The 19,036-nt window shown below is 74.0% G+C and carries 13 protein-coding genes; 7 read left to right on the plus strand and 6 right to left on the minus strand.

The features are described 5' to 3' along the window. Window positions 1-127: 127 nt before the first annotated feature. Both AQJ11_RS09185 and AQJ11_RS09190 read right to left on the minus strand, forming a co-directional pair. Window positions 128-1,480 carry a serine hydrolase domain-containing protein gene (locus AQJ11_RS09185; protein ID WP_059262529.1) on the minus strand — a complete coding sequence of 451 codons (1,353 nt, stop codon included), beginning with the start codon at window positions 1,478-1,480 and terminating at the stop codon, window positions 128-130. A gap of 101 nt (window positions 1,481-1,581) precedes the next feature. Then, window positions 1,582-2,790 carry a cytochrome P450 gene (locus AQJ11_RS09190; protein WP_059262530.1) on the minus strand — a complete coding sequence of 403 codons (1,209 nt, stop codon included), beginning with the start codon at window positions 2,788-2,790 and terminating at the stop codon, window positions 1,582-1,584. 1,304 nt (window positions 2,791-4,094) lie between these two features. Here AQJ11_RS09190 and AQJ11_RS09195 point away from each other — a divergent pair. Continuing rightward, entirely contained in the window at window positions 4,095-6,236 is a 2,142-nt protein-coding gene (locus tag AQJ11_RS09195; protein WP_059262748.1) for a SpoIIE family protein phosphatase, read from the plus strand. 61 nt (window positions 6,237-6,297) lie between these two features. Here the strand turns inward: AQJ11_RS09195 and AQJ11_RS09200 are convergent, their stop codons facing one another. Further along, window positions 6,298-7,698 carry a S1 family peptidase gene (locus tag AQJ11_RS09200; RefSeq protein ID WP_059262531.1) on the minus strand — a complete coding sequence of 467 codons (1,401 nt, stop codon included), beginning with the start codon at window positions 7,696-7,698 and terminating at the stop codon, window positions 6,298-6,300. A gap of 204 nt (window positions 7,699-7,902) precedes the next feature. Between AQJ11_RS09200 and AQJ11_RS09205 the strand changes: the two genes are divergently transcribed. From AQJ11_RS09205 to AQJ11_RS09225, 5 genes are all read left to right on the plus strand, one after another. After that, a complete protein-coding gene (locus tag AQJ11_RS09205; protein ID WP_014676669.1) occupies window positions 7,903-8,316 on the plus strand; it encodes a PaaI family thioesterase in 414 nt (137 codons plus the stop codon). Between the two features lie 544 nt (window positions 8,317-8,860). After that, window positions 8,861-9,079, plus strand: a complete 219-nt coding sequence (locus AQJ11_RS09210; protein ID WP_014676668.1) for a hypothetical protein — start codon at window positions 8,861-8,863, stop codon at window positions 9,077-9,079. Between the two features lie 102 nt (window positions 9,080-9,181). Further along, window positions 9,182-9,988, plus strand: coding sequence for an HlyD family efflux transporter periplasmic adaptor subunit (locus AQJ11_RS09215; protein WP_014676667.1), 807 nt, complete (start codon window positions 9,182-9,184; stop codon window positions 9,986-9,988). Beyond that, window positions 9,985-12,207 carry an NHLP family bacteriocin export ABC transporter peptidase/permease/ATPase subunit gene (locus AQJ11_RS09220; protein WP_041665607.1) on the plus strand — a complete coding sequence of 741 codons (2,223 nt, stop codon included), beginning with the start codon at window positions 9,985-9,987 and terminating at the stop codon, window positions 12,205-12,207. The genes AQJ11_RS09215 and AQJ11_RS09220 overlap by 4 nt, the downstream gene beginning before the upstream one ends. Window position 12,208: 1 nt before the next feature. Next, window positions 12,209-15,025, plus strand: coding sequence for an NHLP bacteriocin export ABC transporter permease/ATPase subunit (locus AQJ11_RS09225; protein ID WP_059262532.1), 2,817 nt, complete (start codon window positions 12,209-12,211; stop codon window positions 15,023-15,025). Here AQJ11_RS09225 and AQJ11_RS09230 read toward each other — a convergent pair. Continuing rightward, complete coding sequence (locus tag AQJ11_RS09230; RefSeq protein WP_175252336.1) at window positions 15,022-15,846, minus strand: ribonuclease BN; 825 nt, start codon at window positions 15,844-15,846, stop codon at window positions 15,022-15,024. The two genes, AQJ11_RS09225 and AQJ11_RS09230, sit on opposite strands and share 4 nt — an antisense overlap. Before the next feature lie 193 nt (window positions 15,847-16,039). Between AQJ11_RS09230 and AQJ11_RS09235 the strand changes: the two genes are divergently transcribed. Further along, the gene (locus AQJ11_RS09235) at window positions 16,040-17,158 is read left to right on the plus strand and encodes an MGDG synthase family glycosyltransferase (protein ID WP_059262533.1); all 1,119 of its coding nucleotides are present in this window, start codon (window positions 16,040-16,042) and stop codon (window positions 17,156-17,158) included. A 171-nt stretch (window positions 17,159-17,329) separates the two neighbouring features. Here the strand turns inward: AQJ11_RS09235 and AQJ11_RS09240 are convergent, their stop codons facing one another. Together AQJ11_RS09240 and AQJ11_RS09245 are read right to left on the minus strand one after the other, a co-directional pair. Next, window positions 17,330-18,097, minus strand: coding sequence for a polysaccharide deacetylase family protein (locus tag AQJ11_RS09240; RefSeq protein WP_059262534.1), 768 nt, complete (start codon window positions 18,095-18,097; stop codon window positions 17,330-17,332). Window positions 18,098-18,104: 7 nt separating this feature from the next. Next, on the minus strand, window positions 18,105-19,031 hold the full coding sequence (locus AQJ11_RS09245) for a DMT family transporter (protein WP_059262535.1): 927 nt from the start codon (window positions 19,029-19,031) through the stop codon (window positions 18,105-18,107). Window positions 19,032-19,036: the final 5 nt, after the last annotated feature.

Here is a 19,036-nt window from a genome sequence, read left to right on the forward strand (position 1 = left end):
GAGCCGGCCACCGGATCAGCGGCTGGACCGGCACCGTCGCGTCACGGAGCGAGGCGTGAGTCGGCCGGGACACCGGCGCGATGCACCGGCGCCGGCACCACGGCCCCGGACCAGCGGGCAGCCGTGTTCAGTCAGGGTCGGTGCGGCGGGCCGTGCGGCCGGAGATCTGCACCCGGTCGAGCCGCCCGGTGGCCGGATCGCGGTGGAAGCGGCCCCCCGGTTCGAGGCGCCCGGTGCCCGGATCGACCAGGTCGCAGGAGAGGTCGGCGTAGCAGACCAGCGGCAGGGGCAGGTCGCCGTCCACCGACAGGGCCGGCGAGCCGTCCGGTCCGGGCGCGATGCGGTAGGCCGTGGTGCCGTTGCGGTAGGTGCCCGCGCACTCGGGCAGGGCGACGGGACGTCCCCGGTCCACGGCCGGCACGCCGGCGGGCACCCGTACGCCGGTCAGCCGGTCCAGTTCCTCCGCGAGGTCGCGCCACAGCGCGGTGGCGCCCCCGGCGTTGCCCGTGAAGGCGACCACCACTCCGCTCTCCGCGTCGGCCCGCAGATGGCAGGACGTGCCCTGGGCGTTGCCGTCGTGCCCGCACCACACGCGTTCGTCCCGCTCGTAGAGGGCGAGCCCGGGGCCCCAGCCGTCGGCCAGGGTGCCCGGCCGGGCGGCGGTCTCGGGGCGGCGCATCTCCTTGGCTACGGCGGGCGGCAGCAGGTCCGCGCGGCCGATCAGCGCGTTGCCGAACGCGGCGAGGTCCCGGGCGCTCGCGAGCAGCGCTCCGGCCGGCGCCTCCAGCGGCGCCAGGTTCTGCCGGGCCGGACGGGTCAGTCCGGTCGCGGAGTTGACGGCGTGTCCGGTGGCCGTGGGACGAGCGGGCGCCAGGTCACCGGTGAACGCGGCTGTGACACCGAGGGGTTCGAGGAGCAGCGCCCGCACCGCCTCGTGCCACGACATGCCGGTGACGGTCTCCACCAGCCGTCCGGCGGCGACGTAGCCGGCGTTGGAGTAGGAGAAGTCGGTGCCGGGCGGGAACAGCGCGTCGCGGGCGGTGCACACGGCGGCGAGGTAGCGGGGGGCGGTGGTCGTGGCGGCGGTGTCCGAGTCCGGTCCGGTCGGCAACCCCCCGGTGTGGCTGAGCAGGTGACGGATCGTCACGTCGGGGACTTCGCCGAGTTCGGGGAGGTGTGCGGCGGCGGGTTCGTCCAGGTCCAGGTCGCCGTCGTCGGCCAGGAGCATGACGAGCGCGGCGGTGCAGGGCTTGGTGAGCGAGCCCAGCGGGACCGCCGTGTCCTCGGTGAACGGGCTGCCGGTCGTGACGTCGGCCGTACCGGTGTGCACGGCGATGAGGTCCGTGCCGGTGTCCAGCACCAGTTGGGCGCCGGGCACCCGGTGGGTCCGGGCGAGGGCGTCGAGGCGGTCCTGTATCTCCCGGCGTAACAGGGACGGCGTCCGGGAGGCGGCCGGAGCGGTGGGGATGGTGTACGGCATGAGAAGGGGACTCCCGTTGGGTGGGTCTCATGTGCGGGTGTTCCGGTCCGGCCCGGGTGCGAGCGGTGTCGGGGCCGGCCGGTGCGCTGGGCGCGCTCGGGCTACGGTCTGCGGACCTCGACGGGCAGGTGCCGTACGCCGATGATCACGGCCGGATTCTGGTAGGCGATGTCCTCGTAGGAGGGGATCGCCAGCATGCGGAATCGTTCATGCAACATCCGCAGGGCGATCCGTGCCTCCAGCCGGGCCAGGGGCGCGCCGAAACAGAAGTGGATGCCGTGCCCGAAGGTCAGGTGCGGGTTGGGGTGCCGGGTCACGTCGAACACGTCGGGCGCCGCGAAGCGGGCGGGGTCCCGGTTGGCGACGCCCAGATGTGCCATGAGCAGGCTGTCGGGCGCGATCTCGTGGCCGCCGAGGACCACGGGCCGGGTGACGCGGCGGCCCAGTTCCGGGAACGGGGGCAGCCAGCGCAGCACCTCCTCGACGGCGGCCGGTATGCGCGCGGGCTCGGCGCGCAGCGCGGCGTTCGTGCCGGGGTGCCGGTCGAAGGTGACGACGGCGTTGCCCAGCAGCGCGGTGGTGGTGATGTGCCCGGCGACCAGCAGCAGGGCCACGAATCCGACCATCTCCTGGTCCGCGAGGCGGACGCCGTCCACCTCGGCGGCGATGAGTCTGCTGGTGAGGTCGTCACCGGGGTCGGCGCGGCGGGCGCGGATGTGGTCGAGCATGTAGCCGTTCATCTCGCGCACCGTGGGCGCGATGGCCTCCAGGGCGCGTTCCAGATCGGCCATGTCGGGCGCCTCGCCGAGCTGGTCGCCGCCGAACAGGACGCTCGCCCACTCCTGGAAGAGGCGGTGTTCCTCCGCCGGGATGCCGAGCAGCTCGGCGATGACGATGATCGGCAGCGGATAGGCCAGCGCGTCGACCAGGTCGAACCGGTCGCGGTCGGCGACGGCGTCCAGCAACCGGGCGCAGACGGCCTCGATGCGGGGGCCGAGCCCCTGGACCACCCGGGGGGTGAACGCCTGGCTGACCAGGGTGCGGAGCTTGCGGTGCTCCGGCGGGTCCATGCCGACGAAGTTGCCCTGCCGGAAGGTCTCGAAGTCGGACTGGGTGGGCGCGAGGGCGGACATGTCGGAGGAGTACGTCGCCGGGTCGGCGAGCACGGCGGCGACGGTCTCGTGGTCCAGCACCTGCCAGACGCCCTGCGTCTCGTCGTACCGCACGGGCCCGGCCTCGCGTAAGCCACGCCAGCGGTCGGGTAACTCCTCCAGGAGGAGCCGTTCGCCCGTCGGTTGCTTGCTGATCACCTTGTCTCCTTGCTGGCGCGTGCGGGCATGGAGGAGTCATGCGCGCGGGGGAAGGCCGTGGACCGGCGCCGGCCAGGAGGCCGGGCGGGTTCCGGGCACGGCTGCGCCCCCGCTGCCGGGACATCCGGACGGGAAGAACGTGACCCCCGTGTCCTCCTCCGGCGCGGCGACGTCGGCCGCCGTCGGACTGGTGTCCGGACGGGCCGGAGACCCTCCGCACAGGCGATGCGGTCTCAGCCCGTGAGCGGGACTCAGCCCATGCGATGCATGTGGGGGGAATCAGCCCCTGCGATGCACGTGGCGGGACTCAGCCCATGCGATGAAGGCCGTGGCCGCCGCGCGGCCGGCCACGGCACCCGTGGCGACCCCTGTCGTGCGGCGCGCCGATCCGACATAACCCATCCCCCTCGGCGATAGCTCCCGCGCACGGCTCACGCAGGACCCTCCCGGCTCGTGAGGTGTGAGAATACGCAGTCGCAGCGCGTGCCGCCCCACGATTGGCATGATGCGTACCCCGAGACACCTTTGTTTCGATGGAACTCGGCCACAGTCTTCACGGCGAGTCACACACAAGCAACCCCCTGAAGTTGAACGGAGAGTACTCTGCCGGTGCTTTTGCGTCACTGTCCGGCCAATCTCCGGGCCTGCGCGCGCACGAGACCCCCGGCCGGATCGTCGCCCCCGCGTGTGCCCCGGCATCCCAGCCGCAAACCGAGCGCGCGGGGAATGCCTGTCGCCGATTCCCGGACGGCAGTCGTCCGCTCCGCGGCCGCACGCGGGCCGGTGCGCCGCGCCGCGGTGCGGCCCGCTGGCCGGACTGCCCCTGATCAGGGGTGATGATTCGGCCAGCGGACAGCCCTGACCCGCGGCCGGGGCCGGTCGCGACACGCGCGGCGCGCCGCACCGGCCCACCGCCGACACGCCCGGCGGTCACGCGTACCCCGGCCCGCACTCGCCGGCTTCGGCTCCGCGCGGGGCCGAGAATGTCGGCCGATGCGCATGGTTTCGGCCATCCGGGCGCGGCGGGGGCGCACACGAGAAGCCCGTACACCACCCGTGCTTCCCGCCCACCGCCGGGCGCCGCCCGGGACGGCGGCCGGCCCCTCGGGGGACGGCGTCCTCGTCCGCGGCCCGCCCTCCCCTTCCGCGCCGGCGCATGGAGACGGCCGTGCGGGGTATGCGGAGCCATCCGGCACGCGCGGGCGCGAAGGGAGCCCCCTGAGCGTTCGCCGTGCGCGGGGCGCCGCCGCGAGGGAGTCTTGTGGCCGGGATGCGACGCGCGGCCGTACGAGGAGGTGGTCGGCGTGTCCGAGGGGCCGGAGCCTGGACGGGCACCGGCGGCCGGCACGGCGCCGGCCGGACAGCCGGTGCTGTCGCTGGCGCTGGCCACCCTGATGGAGGAGGTGCAGGCGCACGCCGGCGCGGTCTATCTGCTCAGACCCGACGAGACGGTCCTGGAGATGGCGGTCATGGCGGGCATGCCCCGCGCCTTCGCGGCACCGTGGGAGCGGATCGGGCTGAGCGCGCCGATCCCGGTCGCGGACGCGGCGCGCGAGAGGCGGCTCGTGTGGGTGGGCGGCGAGGCGGAGATGGCCCGCCGCTATCCCAGGATCTCGGTGGTGCTGCCGTACCCGTTCGCGCTGGCCGCCGCGCCCGTGGCGACGGAGCGCGCGGTGTACGGCGCGGTGTTCGTGACCTGGCCGGGCACGCACCCGCGGGAGCTGGCGGACCGGGAGCGGGAGCATCTGACGGCGGCCTGCGCGCGGCTGGCGCGGCGGCTGGAGCGGGCCGCGCGGGAGGACCGCCCGCTCGGGCACGAGCCGGACGTGCTCGCGGCGCCGGTGTCGTTCGTGGCGGAAACGCTGGGCTCGGCCGAGGCGGTGCGGATGGTGTCCCGGCTGCCGTACGGACTGATGTCCCTGGATCTGCACGGCCGTATCGGCTTCGTGAACGCCTCCGCCGCCGAACTGCTCGGCCGGCCCGCCGGGGAGCTGATGGGCACGGTGCCCTGGGTGTCGGTGCCCTGGCTGAACGACCCGATGTACGAGGACCGTTACCGGGCGGCGCTGATGAGCCAGCAGGTGACGTCGTTCGTGGCGCTGCGTCCGCCGGGCGAGTGGCTGTCGTTCCGGATGTATCCGAGCACGACCGGACTGAGCGTGCGCGTCACCCGGGCCCGCGCGGTGGCGGAGATGGCCGGCGGGACCCCGCGGGCGGGCCCGGCTCCGTCCCGGCTCGTGACCATCTCCCAGCTGCTGAGCCTGGCGGGCGCGCTGACCGAGGCGGTCGGGGTGCGGGACGTGGTGCAGCTGGTGTGGGACGAGGTGGCCCCGGCCGTCGGCAGCCAGGCGCTGGCGCTGCTGCGGGCACAGGGCGGGCGGATGCACGTGCTGGGGCACCGGGGCTACCGCGAGCCGCACATCGTGGAGCGGTTCAACGGGCTGCCGCTGTCCGAGCGCACGCCGGGCACGCATGTCCTGAGCAGCGGGGTGCCCGCGTTCTTCGACTCCCAGGAGCAGCTCGAACGGCTGTATCCGACCCGGCACGACAGCCCGGACGGCTTCGCGGCCTGGGCGTACCTGCCGCTGATCGCGTCCGGGCGGCCGGTCGGCACCTGTGTGCTGGCCTACACGGAGCCGCACGTCTTCCCCGCCGACGAGCGGGCGGTGCTGACCTCGCTCGGCGGGCTGATCGCGCAGGCCCTGGAGCGGGCCCTGCTCTACGACGCCAAGCACCGCCTCGCGCACGGCCTGCAACAGGCGCTGCTGCCGCACTCGCTGACGCCCCCGCCCGGCATCGAGGCGGCGGCCCGATATCTGCCCGCCACCCACGGCATGGAGATCGGCGGCGACTTCTACGACCTGGTGCCGAGCCGGCCGCTGGCGGCGGCGGTGATCGGGGACGTCCAGGGGCACAACGTGACCGCGGCCGGCCTGATGGGCCAGATCCGCACCGGGGTCCGCGCGTACACCGCGGTGGGGCAGGCACCGCACGAGGTGATGAGCAGCACCAACAGGCTGCTGATCGATCTCGGTACCGAGCTGTTCGCCAGCTGTCTCTACCTGCGGCTGGATCCGGCGCGCGGGCGGGCCGTCATGGCGCGGGCGGGTCATCCCCCGCCGCTGCTGCGCCGGCCGGACGGGCGGGTGCGGGTGCTGGACCTGGCCGGGGGCCCGCTCCTCGGGATCGACGCCTCGGCCCGGTATCCGACGACCGAGGTCTCCCTGCTCCCCGGCTCGGTGCTCGTCCTGTACACCGACGGCCTGGTGGAGTCCCCGGGCATCGACATCGAGGACGCGCTGGTCGACCTCGGCGGACTGCTCGCGGAGATCGGCGACCAGCCGCTGGAGAGCCTGGCGGACGAGGTGGTCCGGCACAGTGCGGGGGCCCGGGGGCGGGTGGACGACGTGGCGGTGCTGCTGCTGCGGGCACGCGGCGACGGATGACGCGCGCGGCCGGGCCCGGCCCTCCCGCCGGAGGGCCGGGCCCGGTCGGTGGGGGGACCGGTCAGCGGGAATCCGTGAGGGACGACGACCCGTCGTCCGCCGCGCCGGTGCCGGACGGATCGGCGCCGCCCCCGATCCGGTCACCGCCGGCCCCGGCCTGGTGACCGGCGCCGGCCTGGTCGCCCGCACCCGCCTGGTCACCGGCGCCGGACTGATCGCCCGCGCCCGCCTGGTCACCGGCGCCGGCCCCGGCTTCGTCGCCGGCACCCGCCTGATCACCGGCACCCGCCTGGTCGCCCGCTCCGTTGTCACCGCCACCACCGCCGCCGAGCGTCGCGCCGGTGGCCTGGAGGGCGGTGGTGACCGGCTGGAAGAAGGTCTCGCCGCCGCTGGTGCAGTCGCCGCTGCCGCCGGAGGTGAGGCCGAGGGCGCTGCCGTCCTGGGTGAACAGCGAGCCACCGCTGTCGCCGGGCTCGGCGCAGACGTCGGTCTGGATGAGGCCGGTGACGGTGTCGACGCCGTTCGGGTCGGTCTCGCTCTGGAAGTTGACGGTGGCGTCGAGGCCGGTGACCTGGCCGTCGTGCAGCCCGGTGGTGGAGCCCATCCGGAACACGGTCTCGCCGACGGTGGCGTCGGCGGCCTGGTTGATCTGGACACTCTGGCCGTTGCCGGCGTTGACCTCGCTGGGCGCCTGGGTGTTCGGGTCGTCGTACTTGACGAGGGAGAAGTCGCCCGCGCCGGGGAAGGTGGCCTGGTCGACGGTGGCGATGGGCTGCCCGGTCTCGGAGTCGGACCACTTCTTGGCGGCGACCCCGCAGTGACCGGCCGTCAGGAAGGCGGGGCTGCCGTCGGAGGCGGTGACGTTGAAACCGAGGGAACAGCGGACGCTGCCGCCCTGCACCTGGGAGAAGATGGCGTCGCCGCCGGAGACGAAGGTCTTGAAGGTGCCGGAGGACTTCTTCAGGGTCGCCATGCCGGACCCGAGGCCGCGCACGGTCGACCGCAGTCTGTTCCAGTTGGCGCCGGTCACGGTGGAGTCGGCGGTGACCAGGACCTTGTCGGTGCGCGGGTCGACGGCCCAGGAGGTGCCGGGGATGGTCGCCCTGGTCTTCAACGTCCGTGCCGCGGCCTTGAGTTCAGCCATGCTGTTATCGACCTGGCGGACCACCGCGCCGGCCTTCTTCGCCTGCACGACGACGTTGCTGTCGCCGCTGACCACGTTGACGACGAGCTGCTGCTTGCCGCTGTCGTAGTAGGACCCGGCGAAGGCGTCGCCGAGGATCTTCCGGAGCCGGCCGGCGAGGCCGGAGGCGTCCGTGGCCTTCAGGGTCCGCGCGCCCGCCGTGCCGCCCGCGGTCGCCTGGTCCGGGTCCTGGGAGGCGTTGGCGTTGGGCAGCAGGAGGGCCGCCGCCCCGAGCGCCGCGACACCGCCCACCGCTATCGCGGCCTTGCGCTTGGGCATTCGCTTGTGACTCAAACTTCTCGACCTCCACGGGGTCTGCCGCTCACGGGCAGTGCGTATCGGGTTCGTACCGGGGCGCCTGGATGGCCGTACGTACGCGCCGGCCGCGTGGTGTGTTCAATTCCGCTTCCGTACTGCCGTACCGGCGCGGGGAATCGGCCATGCTCCGCGTGTCGCGGTGGGCGTCCGGGAACAATCCCCCATATGACGATGACCACCGCCGAAGCCGACAAGATCCTCTCCGCCAACTTCGCCCCCTGGGTGCTCGATCTGGGCTTGACCGTCGAAGCGGTGGGCGAGGACCGGGCCGTGCTGCGTCTGCCCTGGTCCGGCCGGCTGGCCCGGGAGGGCGGCGGGCTGTCGGGCCAGGCGCTGATGGCAGCGGCCGACACGGCGACGGTGATCGCCGTCTCGGCCGCCCGGGGCGGGTTCGTGCCGATGACGACGGTGCAGCAGTCGACCTCGTTCCAGCGGGCGGTGACCGGCGCGGATGTCCTGATCGACGCGGTGCTCACCAAGCTGGGCCGCCGGATGGCGTTCGCGGACGTCACGTTGAGCGACGCCGCCTCGGGTGCGCTCGCGGCCCGGGCGAGCACGGTCTACGCGCTTCTCGGCTGACGCGATGCCGGCTGACAGGAAGTCGGCTGACGTGGACTCGACTGACGCGATGTGGGCTGACGCCACACCGGCCGACGCGACTCCGCACTGACACGCTCAGCAACCGGCCGGTAACGGTCAGCTGAGAACACGAAGCGGAATCCACCCTTCAGGGAATCTGCACATCGAATGCCCAGGCGGGTCACGGCCGCCCAGGGATCTGCACATCCGCGCGCCCCCTGGCATGTCTTTGGCGAGGAGTGCCGGATTCGCGATCCGCAGGGCAAGACACCCGGTGCGGCGATGCCGTGCGCCATGTGAAGGAGTCGCCGACATGCCGTGCGCGGACCTGCACGGTTGGACCCCTCTCACGCGCCAAGTTCCCAGGTGAGAGCCCTGGTTGATTGGAAGCGCGACCCGCGTGCGTGCTTTGATCCATCGCACCGCGGGGGTCCGGCGGGCCTCCGGGAACGGGGGCCCGGCGCCCGTGGTCGCGGCCGTCCGTCTGTCCCCAGAGGGGGCCGCTCCCCCCTTGTGAGATATCCATATGAAGGGAAGTTCCACCATGAACTCCACCCCCCAGGTTGAGACCGTCGAGATCTCGGACGCCGAGCTGGACAACGTCTCCGGCGGTCTGTCCGTGAACACCCTCAACAGCACCCTGGGCACCGTCAACGCGGTGGCCCCGGGCGTGACCGGCCTGGTCAACACGGTCGTCGGCACCGTCGAGGGCGTCTCCGGCCTGAACGTCGCCCCGGTCAACGGCCTGGTCGCCGGTCTCTGATCGCACCTCGGTGTGACCGACGTCCCGGAGCCGTCCCACGGCTCCGGGACTCATCGGTGCCCTGAAACACCCGCGTCTCTCCCACAGGTGAGGGAAGTCCCCGTGCAGTTCCGCCAACAGGCCCTCGCCAAGCTCCAGTCAACGGAGGAGCTGGACCTCCCGGTGCGCCTCGCACGCCCGCAGGGCTGGCTCGCGCTCGGCGTCACCGTTGTCGTCATGGCCGCCGCCTCCGTCTGGGCGGTGACCGGCTCGGTCGCCTCCACCGTGAGCGCGCCCGCCATCCTCACCCACGGGCAGGGCAGTTATCTGCTCCAGAGCCCGGTGGCCGGACAGGTGACGGCCGTCCTGGCCCGGCAGGGCGAGCGGCTGCCCGCGAACGCCCCCGTCCTGAAGGTCCGTGACGGCAAGGGCGAGACCGTGGTCCGGACGGTCGCCGCCGGACGCGTCACCACGCTCGCCGCCACCATCGGCCAGATCATCCAGACCGGCACCGACGTCGCCGCGGTCGAGAAGGTCGCCCACGCCTCCGACCCGCTGTACGCGACCGTGTACGTGCCGGCCGAGAACGCCGCCGCCATCCCGGCGCACGCCTCGGTCGACCTGACCGTGTCCTCCGTACCGGCGCAGCGGTACGGCGTGCTGCGCGGCGAGGTGAAGTCGGTGGACCGCACCGCGCAGTCCGCCCAGTCCGTCGCCGCGTTCCTCGGCGACAGCCAGCTCGGCGAGCAGTTCACCCGCAAGGGCCGCCCGGTGGCCGTCCTGGTGGAACTCGCCACGTCCTCGTCGACCAGGAGCGGCTACCGCTGGTCCACCTCGGACGGACCGCCGTTCCGGCTCGACTCCATGACGCTCGCCACCGGCTCCGTCCGGCTCGCCGACCAGCATCCCGTCGATTGGCTGCTCCCGTGACCACCGCCCAGGAAACCCGCGGTCGCAGACGCGCCGCCCCCGCGAAGCGGCCGGTCCCCAAGTCCCGTACCGGCACGGTCCGTACGCCCACCGTGCTCCAGATGGAGGCCGTCGAGTGCGGCGCCGCCTCGCTCGCCATGGTCCTCGGCCACTACGGCCGGCACGTCCCGCTGGAGGAACTGCGCATCGCCTGCGGTGTCTCCCGCGACGGCTCCCGCGCCTCCAACCTGCTGAAGGCGGCCCGCGGTTACGGCCTGACGGCCAAGGGCATGCAGATGGACCTGGCCGCCCTCGCCGAGGTGCGGTCCCCGGCCATCCTCTTCTGGGAGTTCAACCACTACGTCGTCTTCGACGGCATGGGCCGCCGCTTCGGCCGGCGCGGGGTGTACGTCAACGACCCCGCCAAGGGCCGCCGTTTCGTGCCCATGGAGGAGTTCGACGGCAGCTTCACCGGTGTGGTGCTGGTGCTGGAGCCCGGCGAGGGCTTCACCAAGGGCGGGCGCAAGCCCGGTGTGCTCGGCGCGATGCCGGCCCGGCTGCGCGGCACCGCGGGCACGCTGCCCGCCGCCGTCCTGGCCAGCCTGCTGCTGGTGGCGGTCGGCGCGGCCGTACCCGCGCTCAGCCGCACCTACATCGACATGTTCCTCATCGGCGGGCAGACCTCGCTGCTGGGCGTGCTGTTCGCCGCGATGGCCGCCTGCGTGCTGCTCACGCTGGTGCTGACCTGGCTCCAGCAGGCCAACCTGCTGCACGGCCGGATCATCTCCTCCACCCTCTCCAGCGCCCGCTTCCTGCGCCATCTGCTGCGGCTGCCGGTGACGTTCTTCGCCCAGCGCTCCCCCGCCGACCTGGTGCAGCGCCTCCAGTCCAACGACCAGGTCGCCGAGACCCTGGCCCGCGACCTCGCGGCGGCCGGCGTCGACGCGATCGTGGTCGTCCTGTACGCGGTCCTGCTCTACACCTACGACCCGCAGCTGACGTTCGTCGGCATCGCCGTGGCCCTGCTGAACGTGGTGGCCATGCGGTTCGTCGTACGGCTGCGCGCGACACGCACGGCGAAGCTGCGGGCCGACACCGCACGGCTCACCAACACGTCGTACACCGGCCTCCAGCTGATCGAGACGCTGAAGGCGACCGGCGGCGAGGACGGCTACTTCCGCAAGTGGGCCGGGCAGCACGCCAGCACGCTGGAGGAGCAGCAGCGGCTCGGCGTGCCGAGCGCGTGGCTCGGCGTGGTCGCGCCGACGCTCGCCACCTTCAACAGCGCGCTCATCCTGTGGATCGGCGGGATGCGCGCGGTGGAGGGGCACATCTCGGTCGGTCTGCTGGTCGCCTTCCAGGCGCTGGTCACCCGCTTCACCGCGCCGCTGACCCGGCTCAACGGCGTGGCGGGCCGCATCCAGGACTTCGCCGCCGACGTGGCCCGGCTGAAGGACGTGGAGAACTTCCAGGCCGACCCGCTCTACGCCCGCCCCGGCGGGGGCGACTCGACCCGGCGGCTGCACGGGCACGTCGAGCTGGAGAACATCACCTTCGGCTACAGCCCGCTGGACAAGCCGCTGCTGACCGGCTTCGACCTGACCGTCGGCCCCGGGCAGCAGGTGGCGCTGGTGGGCGGCTCGGGCAGCGGCAAGTCCACGGTCTCCCGGCTGATCTCGGGGCTGTACACGCCGTGGGACGGGGTGATCCGCATCGACGGCCGCCGGCTGGAGGACATCCCACGCGGTGCGCTCGCCGCCTCCGTCTCCTTCGTCGACCAGGACGTCTTCCTCTTCGAGGGCACGGTCCGCGACAACGTGGCCCTGTGGGACCCGTCGATCCCGGACGAGGCCGTGGTGGAGGCGCTGAAGGACGCGGCGCTGTACGACGTGGTGATGCGCCGGCCCGGCGGCATCCACAGCCGGGTCGAGCAGGACGGCCGCAACTTCTCCGGCGGGCAGCGCCAGCGCCTGGAGATCGCGCGGGCGCTGGTGCGCCGGCCGAGCATCCTGGTGCTGGACGAGGTGACCAGCGCGCTGGACGCGGAGACCGAGCTGGTCGTGATGGACAACCTGCGGCGGCGCGGCTGTGCCTGCGTGGTGATCGCGCACCGGCTGAGCACGGTCCGCGACAGCGACGAGATCGTCGTCCTCCAGCACGGCACGGTCGTGGAGCGCGGGCGGCACGAGGAGCTGGTGGCGCGCGGCGGCGCGTACGCGGCGCTGGTCAGGGAGCGGTGAGATGACGTCCGTAGACGAAGGGGACCTCGTCCTGGGCGCGCTCGGCTCGCTCGGCACCCGGTTCGACTGCGCCGGTCTGAGCCGCCTGGACCTGGAGGGTCCGCAGGTGCTGTGGCTGGTCGCGGCCGGCGCCCTGGACCTGTACGCGGTGGACGCCGCCCAGCAGGGCCACTGGCACCACCTCGGCCGGCTGGAGGCGGGCACGCTGCTGCTCGGCCCGGTCGCCGGCCCCCAGCACACCCTGGTGGCCCGGCCGGTCCGGGACTGCGTGGTGCACCGCGTCAACCTGCGCGAGCTGTACCAGCCGGCACAGACCCAGACCTGGTCGTACGACGAGTACGGCAACCCGCAGTACGTGCCGCCGACGTCGAGCCCGCTGGAGTACGCGCTCGCCCTCGGTGTCGGCCGCGGCCTGTCCGTGCTGTTCCAGGCCCCGCTGGCCGAGGAGCGGGCGACGGCCCCGGCGGACGACGAGGTGTTCTGGATGCAGGTGCCGCCGGGCAGCGTGCAGTACGGCTCGCTGTACGGCGCGGAGGCCGCCGCCGATCTGCTGGTGGACCCGGCGCTGTGGCAGAGCATGGTGGACCAGCAGTACCGGCTGCTGACCGCGCTGGACCGGTGGATCGAGCAGCTGGAGCGCACCCACGAGACCCGGACGGCCGCCGGGATCAAGGCCGGTGAGGCGGTCCGCGTCCAGGCCGACCGGACCCTGCTGGCCTCCATCGGCAAGCGCTCCTCGCGCCGTACGACGGGCGCCGACGCCGACGCCACGTACGCGGCCTGCAAGCTGGTCGCCGAGGCGGCCGGCATCCGGCTCGCCGAACCCGTGCAGAGCGGCACGGAGAGCGACCGGCTGGACCCGGTGGAGCGGGTGGCGCTGGCCTCCCGGGTACGGACGCGGGCCGTCCGGCTGACCGGGCGCTGGTGGCGGGAGAACCTGGGCCCGCTGGTCGGCCACCGGGCGCTGTCCGGGGCGCCGGTCGCACTGCTGTGGCGGCGCGGCGGCTATGTCGCCGTCCACCCGGGGACGGGGCGCGAGACCCCCGTCGAGAAGGCGAACGCGGAGGAGTTCGAGCCGCGCGCGGTGATGTTCTACCGGCCGCTGCCCGACAAGCGGCTCGGGCCGCTCGGGCTGCTGCGGTTCAGCCTGCGCGGCACCCGCGCCGACCTGGTGAACCTGCTCCTCGCGGGGCTGGTGACGGTGGCGATCGGCGCGCTGGTGCCCATCGCCACCGGCAAGGTGCTCGGCGAGTACGTGCCGAGGGCGCAGGAGGACCTGATCGTCCAGGTGTGTCTGGCGGTCATGGTGAGCGGGGTGGTCGCGGCGGCGTTCACGCTGCTGGAGAACCTGTCCATCCTGCGCCTGGAGGGCCGGATCGAGGCGGCGCTGCAACCCGCCGTCTGGGACCGGCTGCTGCGGCTGCCCACCCGCTTCTTCACCCAGCGCTCCACGGGCGAGCTGGCCAGCGCCGCGATGGGCATCAGCACGATCCGGCGGCTGCTGGCGGGCGTCGGCCCGGTCGTCGTCCAGTCGGTGACCGTCGGCGCGATGAACCTCGCCCTGCTGTTCTGGTACAGCCCGGCGATGGCGACGGCCGCGATCGGGATGCTCGTCGTCATCGCGGCGGTGTTCGGCGGGCTCGGACTGTGGCAGGTGCGCTGGCAGCGGCGCCTGGTGGTGCTCGGGAACAAGCTGAACAACCAGGCGTTCCAGACCCTGCGCGGGCTGCCGAAGCTGCGGGTGGCGGCGGCGGAGAACTACGCCTACGCGGCCTGGGCGCGCCAGTTCGCGCACAGCCGGGAGCTCCAGCAGAAGGCCGGCCGGATCAAGAACCTCACCACGGTCCTCGGCGCGGTCTACCTGCCGGTGTGCACCCTGCTGATGTTCATACTGCTGGCGGGCCCGGCCAGGGGGACGATGTCGGCGGCGGACTTCCTCGCCTTCAACACCTCGGTGACCATGGTGCTGACCTCGGTCACCCAGCTGACCGGCGCCTTCGTGTCGGCGGTGGCGGCGCTGCCGCTGTTCGAGGAGATCAAGCCGGTGCTGGAGGCCACGCCCGAGGTGCGCACGGCGAGCACCCGCCCCGGCCCGCTGTCCGGCGCCGTCGAGGCCCGCCGGCTGTCCTTCCGGTACGCCGACGACGGCCCGCTCGTGCTGGACGACGTGTCCTTCGCCGTACGGCCGGGCGAGTTCGTGGCGGTCGTCGGCCCGAGCGGCTGCGGCAAGTCCACGCTGCTGCGCCTGCTCATCGGCTTCGACCGGCCGGTCTCCGGCAGCGTCCTGTACGACGGCCAGGACCTGGCGGCGCTCGACCAGTCCGCGGTGCGCCGCCAGTGCGGGGTCGTCCTCCAGCACGCCCAGCCGTTCACCGGCTCGATCATGGACGTCATCTGCGGCACCGAGCCGTACACGCCCGAGGAGGCGATGGCGGCGGCCGAGCTGGCGGGGCTCGCGGAGGACATCCAGCGGATGCCGATGGGGCTGCACACGATCGTCGCGGCGGGCGGAGCGATCTCCGGTGGCCAGCGGCAGCGCCTGATGATCGCCCAGGCCCTCATCCGGCGCCCGCGCATCCTGTTCTTCGACGAGGCGACCAGCGCCCTGGACAACGACACCCAGCGCATCGTCATCGACAGCACCCGCAAGCTGAACGCCACCCGGATCGTCATCGCCCACCGGTTGTCGACCGTCATGGACGCCGACCGGGTGATCGTGATGGAGGACGGCAAGGTCGTCCAGCAGGGCACCCCGGCCGAACTCCTCGCGGACACCGGCGGCCGACTGCACGAGCTGGTGCGCCGGCAGCTGGCTTAGCGCCTGTGCTCGTCCGGCCGGGCCGGCTCGTCCTCGTGGTGGGACGGCACCCAGTGGTGCTCGGTGAACCAGCGGCCGAACAGGGCGCCGCCGTAGATGACGAAGCCGACGCCGATGAGCCAGGACTCGACGACGAGCACGGTGCCGACGGCGCCGTAGCTCAGGGCGTTGGTGACGATGAGCGGGGTGAAGACGAGGTAGGAGAAGGCGCGGAGGCCGGCCAGGCCGATGACCGTGGCCACCGCGCCGGGCAGCAGTGAGCGCCAGTGGACCTGCCCGCCGAGCAGGAAACGCTGCCCCCACCAGAAGAAGAGCACTCCGCTCAGCGCGGAGAACACGATCCGCTGCACCCCCTGCAGCGTCGACTTCGTCGCGACCTCCTGGTAGAGGTACCCGGTCAGCACCACCAGCCAGGTCGCCTGCCGCCACACCCGGTGCCAGGGGCCGGAGGCCAGGCCCCAGATCCGCTCGTAGGCGTTCTGCACGCTGCCGCCGAAGGACACGCCGAACACGGCGAGCAGGACGCCACTCCACACGCTGGTGGTGCCGATGACCTTGCGCGGGGGGCTGATGACGTCGGTGATGACGTGGGCGGACCGCCCGGACAGGCCCATGCCGTCGGTGAGCCAGGAGGCGAAGCCGCCGCGTACCAGCGGGTCGGCCGCGGCGACCACGATCAGCAGCGGGGCCAGCGTGACCAGCGCCAGGGTGGCGAAGCCCATGGCCCGGTGCATCAGCTCCAGCTCCCGGCCGTGCTCGAACAAGCTCTGGACCCGCAGCCACCGCCACGCGCGGTGCAGGCCGCGCCGCAACCGCCTCACGGCTCCTCCCGCCGCTCGCCGCCCACCACACGCTCTCCTGTGCCGATTCATCCAGCCTGGCACGCGCCGCGCGACTCGCAGCCGGAGGGCGGGCACCGGCCCGGGGCGCTGCTGCGGACGGGTGACCGTCCGGCCGGCGACACGGCCGGCGGGTGCGCGGTTTGCGCGTCGCGGCGGCGGAGAATCGGACTCCGTGCCTACCACCGAGGACGCGCCGGGCGGCCGGCTGCGCATGCTGATCCTGAGCGCGAGCATGGGAGCCGGTCACGACACCGTGGCCGCCGAACTGGCGCGGCGGGCCGCCGACCGAGGCCACGAGGCCCGGGTGGCCGACGTACTGGCGCTGCTGCCGTACGGGCTGGGTACGGGGCTGCGCCGCGGCTACCAGGCGTCGGTACGGCACCTGCCCTGGCTGTACGGCGGCGTCTACGGCGCGTTCCTGCGCGCTGGGCCCGGCCGGCGGCCCAGCGGGGTCCCGCTCGCCCGGCTGGCCGGGGACCGGCTGACGGAACTCGTGGACCGGATGGGCGCCGACGTGGTGGTGTCCGTCTTCCACCTGGCCGCGCAGCTGACCGGGCATCTGCGGGAGCGGGGCGGGCTGCGGGTGCCGAGCGCCGTGTTCCTGCTCGACTTCGCGGTGCACCGGCAGTGGCTGCATCCGGGCAACGACCGCTATCTGTGCCTCACGGACGCGGCGGCGGCACAGGTGCGCCGGTCCCTGGCCGTGCCGGTGGTCACGACCGGCCCGGTGGTCGCGCCCGCCTTCCGCGCGCCGGCCCCCGGAGCCGCCCGCTGGCGGGAGCGGTTCGCCCGGCGGGCGCCCGGCCGGCCCCCGGTGCTGCTGTCCGCCGGTGCCTGGGGCGCGGCGTCCCGCCCGGCCGCCACCGCCCGGCTGCTGGCGGCGGCCGGCTATCTGCCGGTGGTGCTGTGCGGCCGCAACGAGCGGCTGCGCGAGCGTGTCCGCCGGGAGCCGGCGGCGCTGGCCCTGGGCTGGGTCGACGACATGCCGGGCCTGCTGGCCGCCTGCTACGCGCTGGTGGACAACGCCGCCGGTCAGACCGCCGTCCAGGCCCTCGCCGCGGGCCTGCCCGTGATCGCCCACCGCCCGCTCCCCGGCCACGGCACGGACGGCGTGCGCCGCATGACCGAGCTGGGCCTGTCCAAGCCGGCCCCGGACGCCCCCGCCCTGCTGGCGGCGCTCGGGCGGCTCGGGGAGCACACCCGGGAACGCGCCGACCGGGTGGCCCGCGGGCGCACCGTGTTCCGAGGGGAGGCCCTGGACCACGTGACGGAGCTGGCGACGAACCGGTAACCCGGCCGGGGCCGGAGGGCCGGAGGGCCGGAGGGCCGGGAGCCGTGGCCAGAACGGGGCGGGACGTGCAGGTCAAGGCGGGTCGGGTCGGGTCGGCGTACAGCACCGCGCCGACCGGCATCACCGGCCCCTGTTCGGCTCACCGGACCAGCCGAGCCCGAGCGCCACCCGTCACTCCCCCACCGCCCCGCCCGGAACCGGAACCGGAACCGGCCCATGGTCACGCAGGGGCCCCACCACCAGCCCCGCCTCCCGGCAGTCCCGGACCACCGTCGGCAGGGCCGTCAGGGTCGCGCGCCAGCAGCCGGGGGCCGAGTGGCGGTCGGAGTCGTGGAGCAGGACGGTGCCGCCGCCGCGCAGGTCCGCGGCGACCCGGGCCCGTACGGACGCGGGCGTCGCGTCGGCGGTCCAGTCCCTGCCCCACGCCGACCACAGCACCGTCCGCAGTCCGGCGCGCCGGGCGGCCAGCCAGCGGCTCGTGGTGAGGATGCCGTACGGCGGGCGGTACCACCGCGGGCGGTGGCCGGTGAGGTCGTGCACCGCGCGGACGGTCCGGGCGACCTCCTCGGCGTCGCGGGCGAACGCCGGCCACCAGGGCCGGTCGTGGGTCCAGCCGTGCACCCCGAGCTCGTGCCCGCGCCGTACCGTCTCCCGGACCAGCGCGGGGTGGCGCACCGCCTGCTCGCCGAGGACGAAGAACGTGGCCCGCACCCCGAGCTCGTCCAGCGCGTCGAGGAAGCGCGGGGTCGAGACCGGGTCCGGTCCGTCGTCGAAGGTGAGCGCGATGTGCCGGCGGGGCCCGGTGCCGGCGAGCCCGGGGAAGAGCGGCAGCCGTACGCCCGGCAGCCAGGTGGCCGCCGGGCCGATGTGGGCCGCGGCGACCGCGGCGGGCAGCAGCACGGCGGCCGTCCGCACGGCGCGGCCGGACACGAGGGACATGGGTGACCTACCTCCTCGGGGTGCGCGGGACCGCGGCGGTGGAGCCGGAGGACTCCTCCGGGTCGGTGGCGTCCCACTCCCCGCCGACGGACGGTGAGTGGACCAGGCCGATGCTGCCCGCGCCGATGAGGGCGACGCCGATCGCCTCCGGCAGCAGGCTGAGGCCCAGGTGGATGGTCTCGCCGAACAGCACCCAGCCGAGCACGACGCTGGTGAGCGCGTCGCCGAGGGTGAGGGCGGGCTGGGAGGCCGTCAGCGAGCCGGCCCCGAGCGCACCCTGGAGCAGCAGGAACGCGACGAGTCCGGCGGCCCCCGTGGCGTACAGCGACCAGTGTCCGAACATCTCGGCGGGCCCCTGCCCGAGCCGCCCCACGGCCTCCTTCAGCAGCGCGGCGGTCGTGGCGAAGGACACGGCGGAGGCGAGGCCGAGCAGCGCGGCCCGCGACGCGCCCCGGGTCGGGCGCGCGACCACCAACAGCAGGACGACGACGCCGAGCGCCCCGCCGCCGCCCAGCAGCCAGTCCCCCGGCCGCGCGGTGGGCCGGCCGGCGGACGGCGCCGCCGCCAGGAGGAACAGGGCCAGTCCGCCGGCGAGGGCGACGAACGCCAGCCAGGTGCGGGCTTCCGGGCGGCGCCGGAAGACGACACTGCCCACGGCCAGCGTGAACAGCAGTTCGGCGGTGAGCAGGGGCTGGACCAGGGACAGGCTGCCCACGGCCAGTGCCCCGGCCTGCAACAGGCTAGACAGCCCCAGCAGTCCGGCGCCCGCCAGCCAGTAGGGTCTGCGCAGCAGATGGGCGAACCGGCGCAGCGCGGACCCCGCCCCACCGTCCCGGTCCGGCTCCTCCTGCACGGCGGCCCGGCGCTGGAGGACCGACGCGGACGCGTTGGACAGGGCCGCGAGGAGGGCGAGCAGCACCGTCAGCGCCATCATGGCCG

It is taken from the genome of Streptomyces corchorusii (genome assembly GCF_001514055.1).
In the GTDB taxonomy this organism is placed as follows: domain Bacteria; phylum Actinomycetota; class Actinomycetes; order Streptomycetales; family Streptomycetaceae; genus Streptomyces; species Streptomyces olivaceoviridis.

Coding starts and splice junctions, on each gene's coding strand:
- AQJ11_RS09240 (WP_059262534.1), bottom strand. CDS start 18,097: ATGTCCCTCGTGTCCGGCCGCGCCGTGCGGACGGCCGCCGTGCTGCTG.
- AQJ11_RS09185 (WP_059262529.1), bottom strand. CDS start 1,480: ATGCCGTACACCATCCCCACCGCTCCGGCCGCCTCCCGGACGCCGTCC.
- AQJ11_RS09245 (WP_059262535.1), bottom strand. CDS start 19,031: ATGATGGCGCTGACGGTGCTGCTCGCCCTCCTCGCGGCCCTGTCCAAC.
- AQJ11_RS09205 (WP_014676669.1), top strand. CDS start 7,903: ATGACGATGACCACCGCCGAAGCCGACAAGATCCTCTCCGCCAACTTC.
- AQJ11_RS09200 (WP_059262531.1), bottom strand. CDS start 7,698: ATGCCCAAGCGCAAGGCCGCGATAGCGGTGGGCGGTGTCGCGGCGCTC.
- AQJ11_RS09225 (WP_059262532.1), top strand. CDS start 12,209: ATGACGTCCGTAGACGAAGGGGACCTCGTCCTGGGCGCGCTCGGCTCG.
- AQJ11_RS09210 (WP_014676668.1), top strand. CDS start 8,861: ATGAACTCCACCCCCCAGGTTGAGACCGTCGAGATCTCGGACGCCGAG.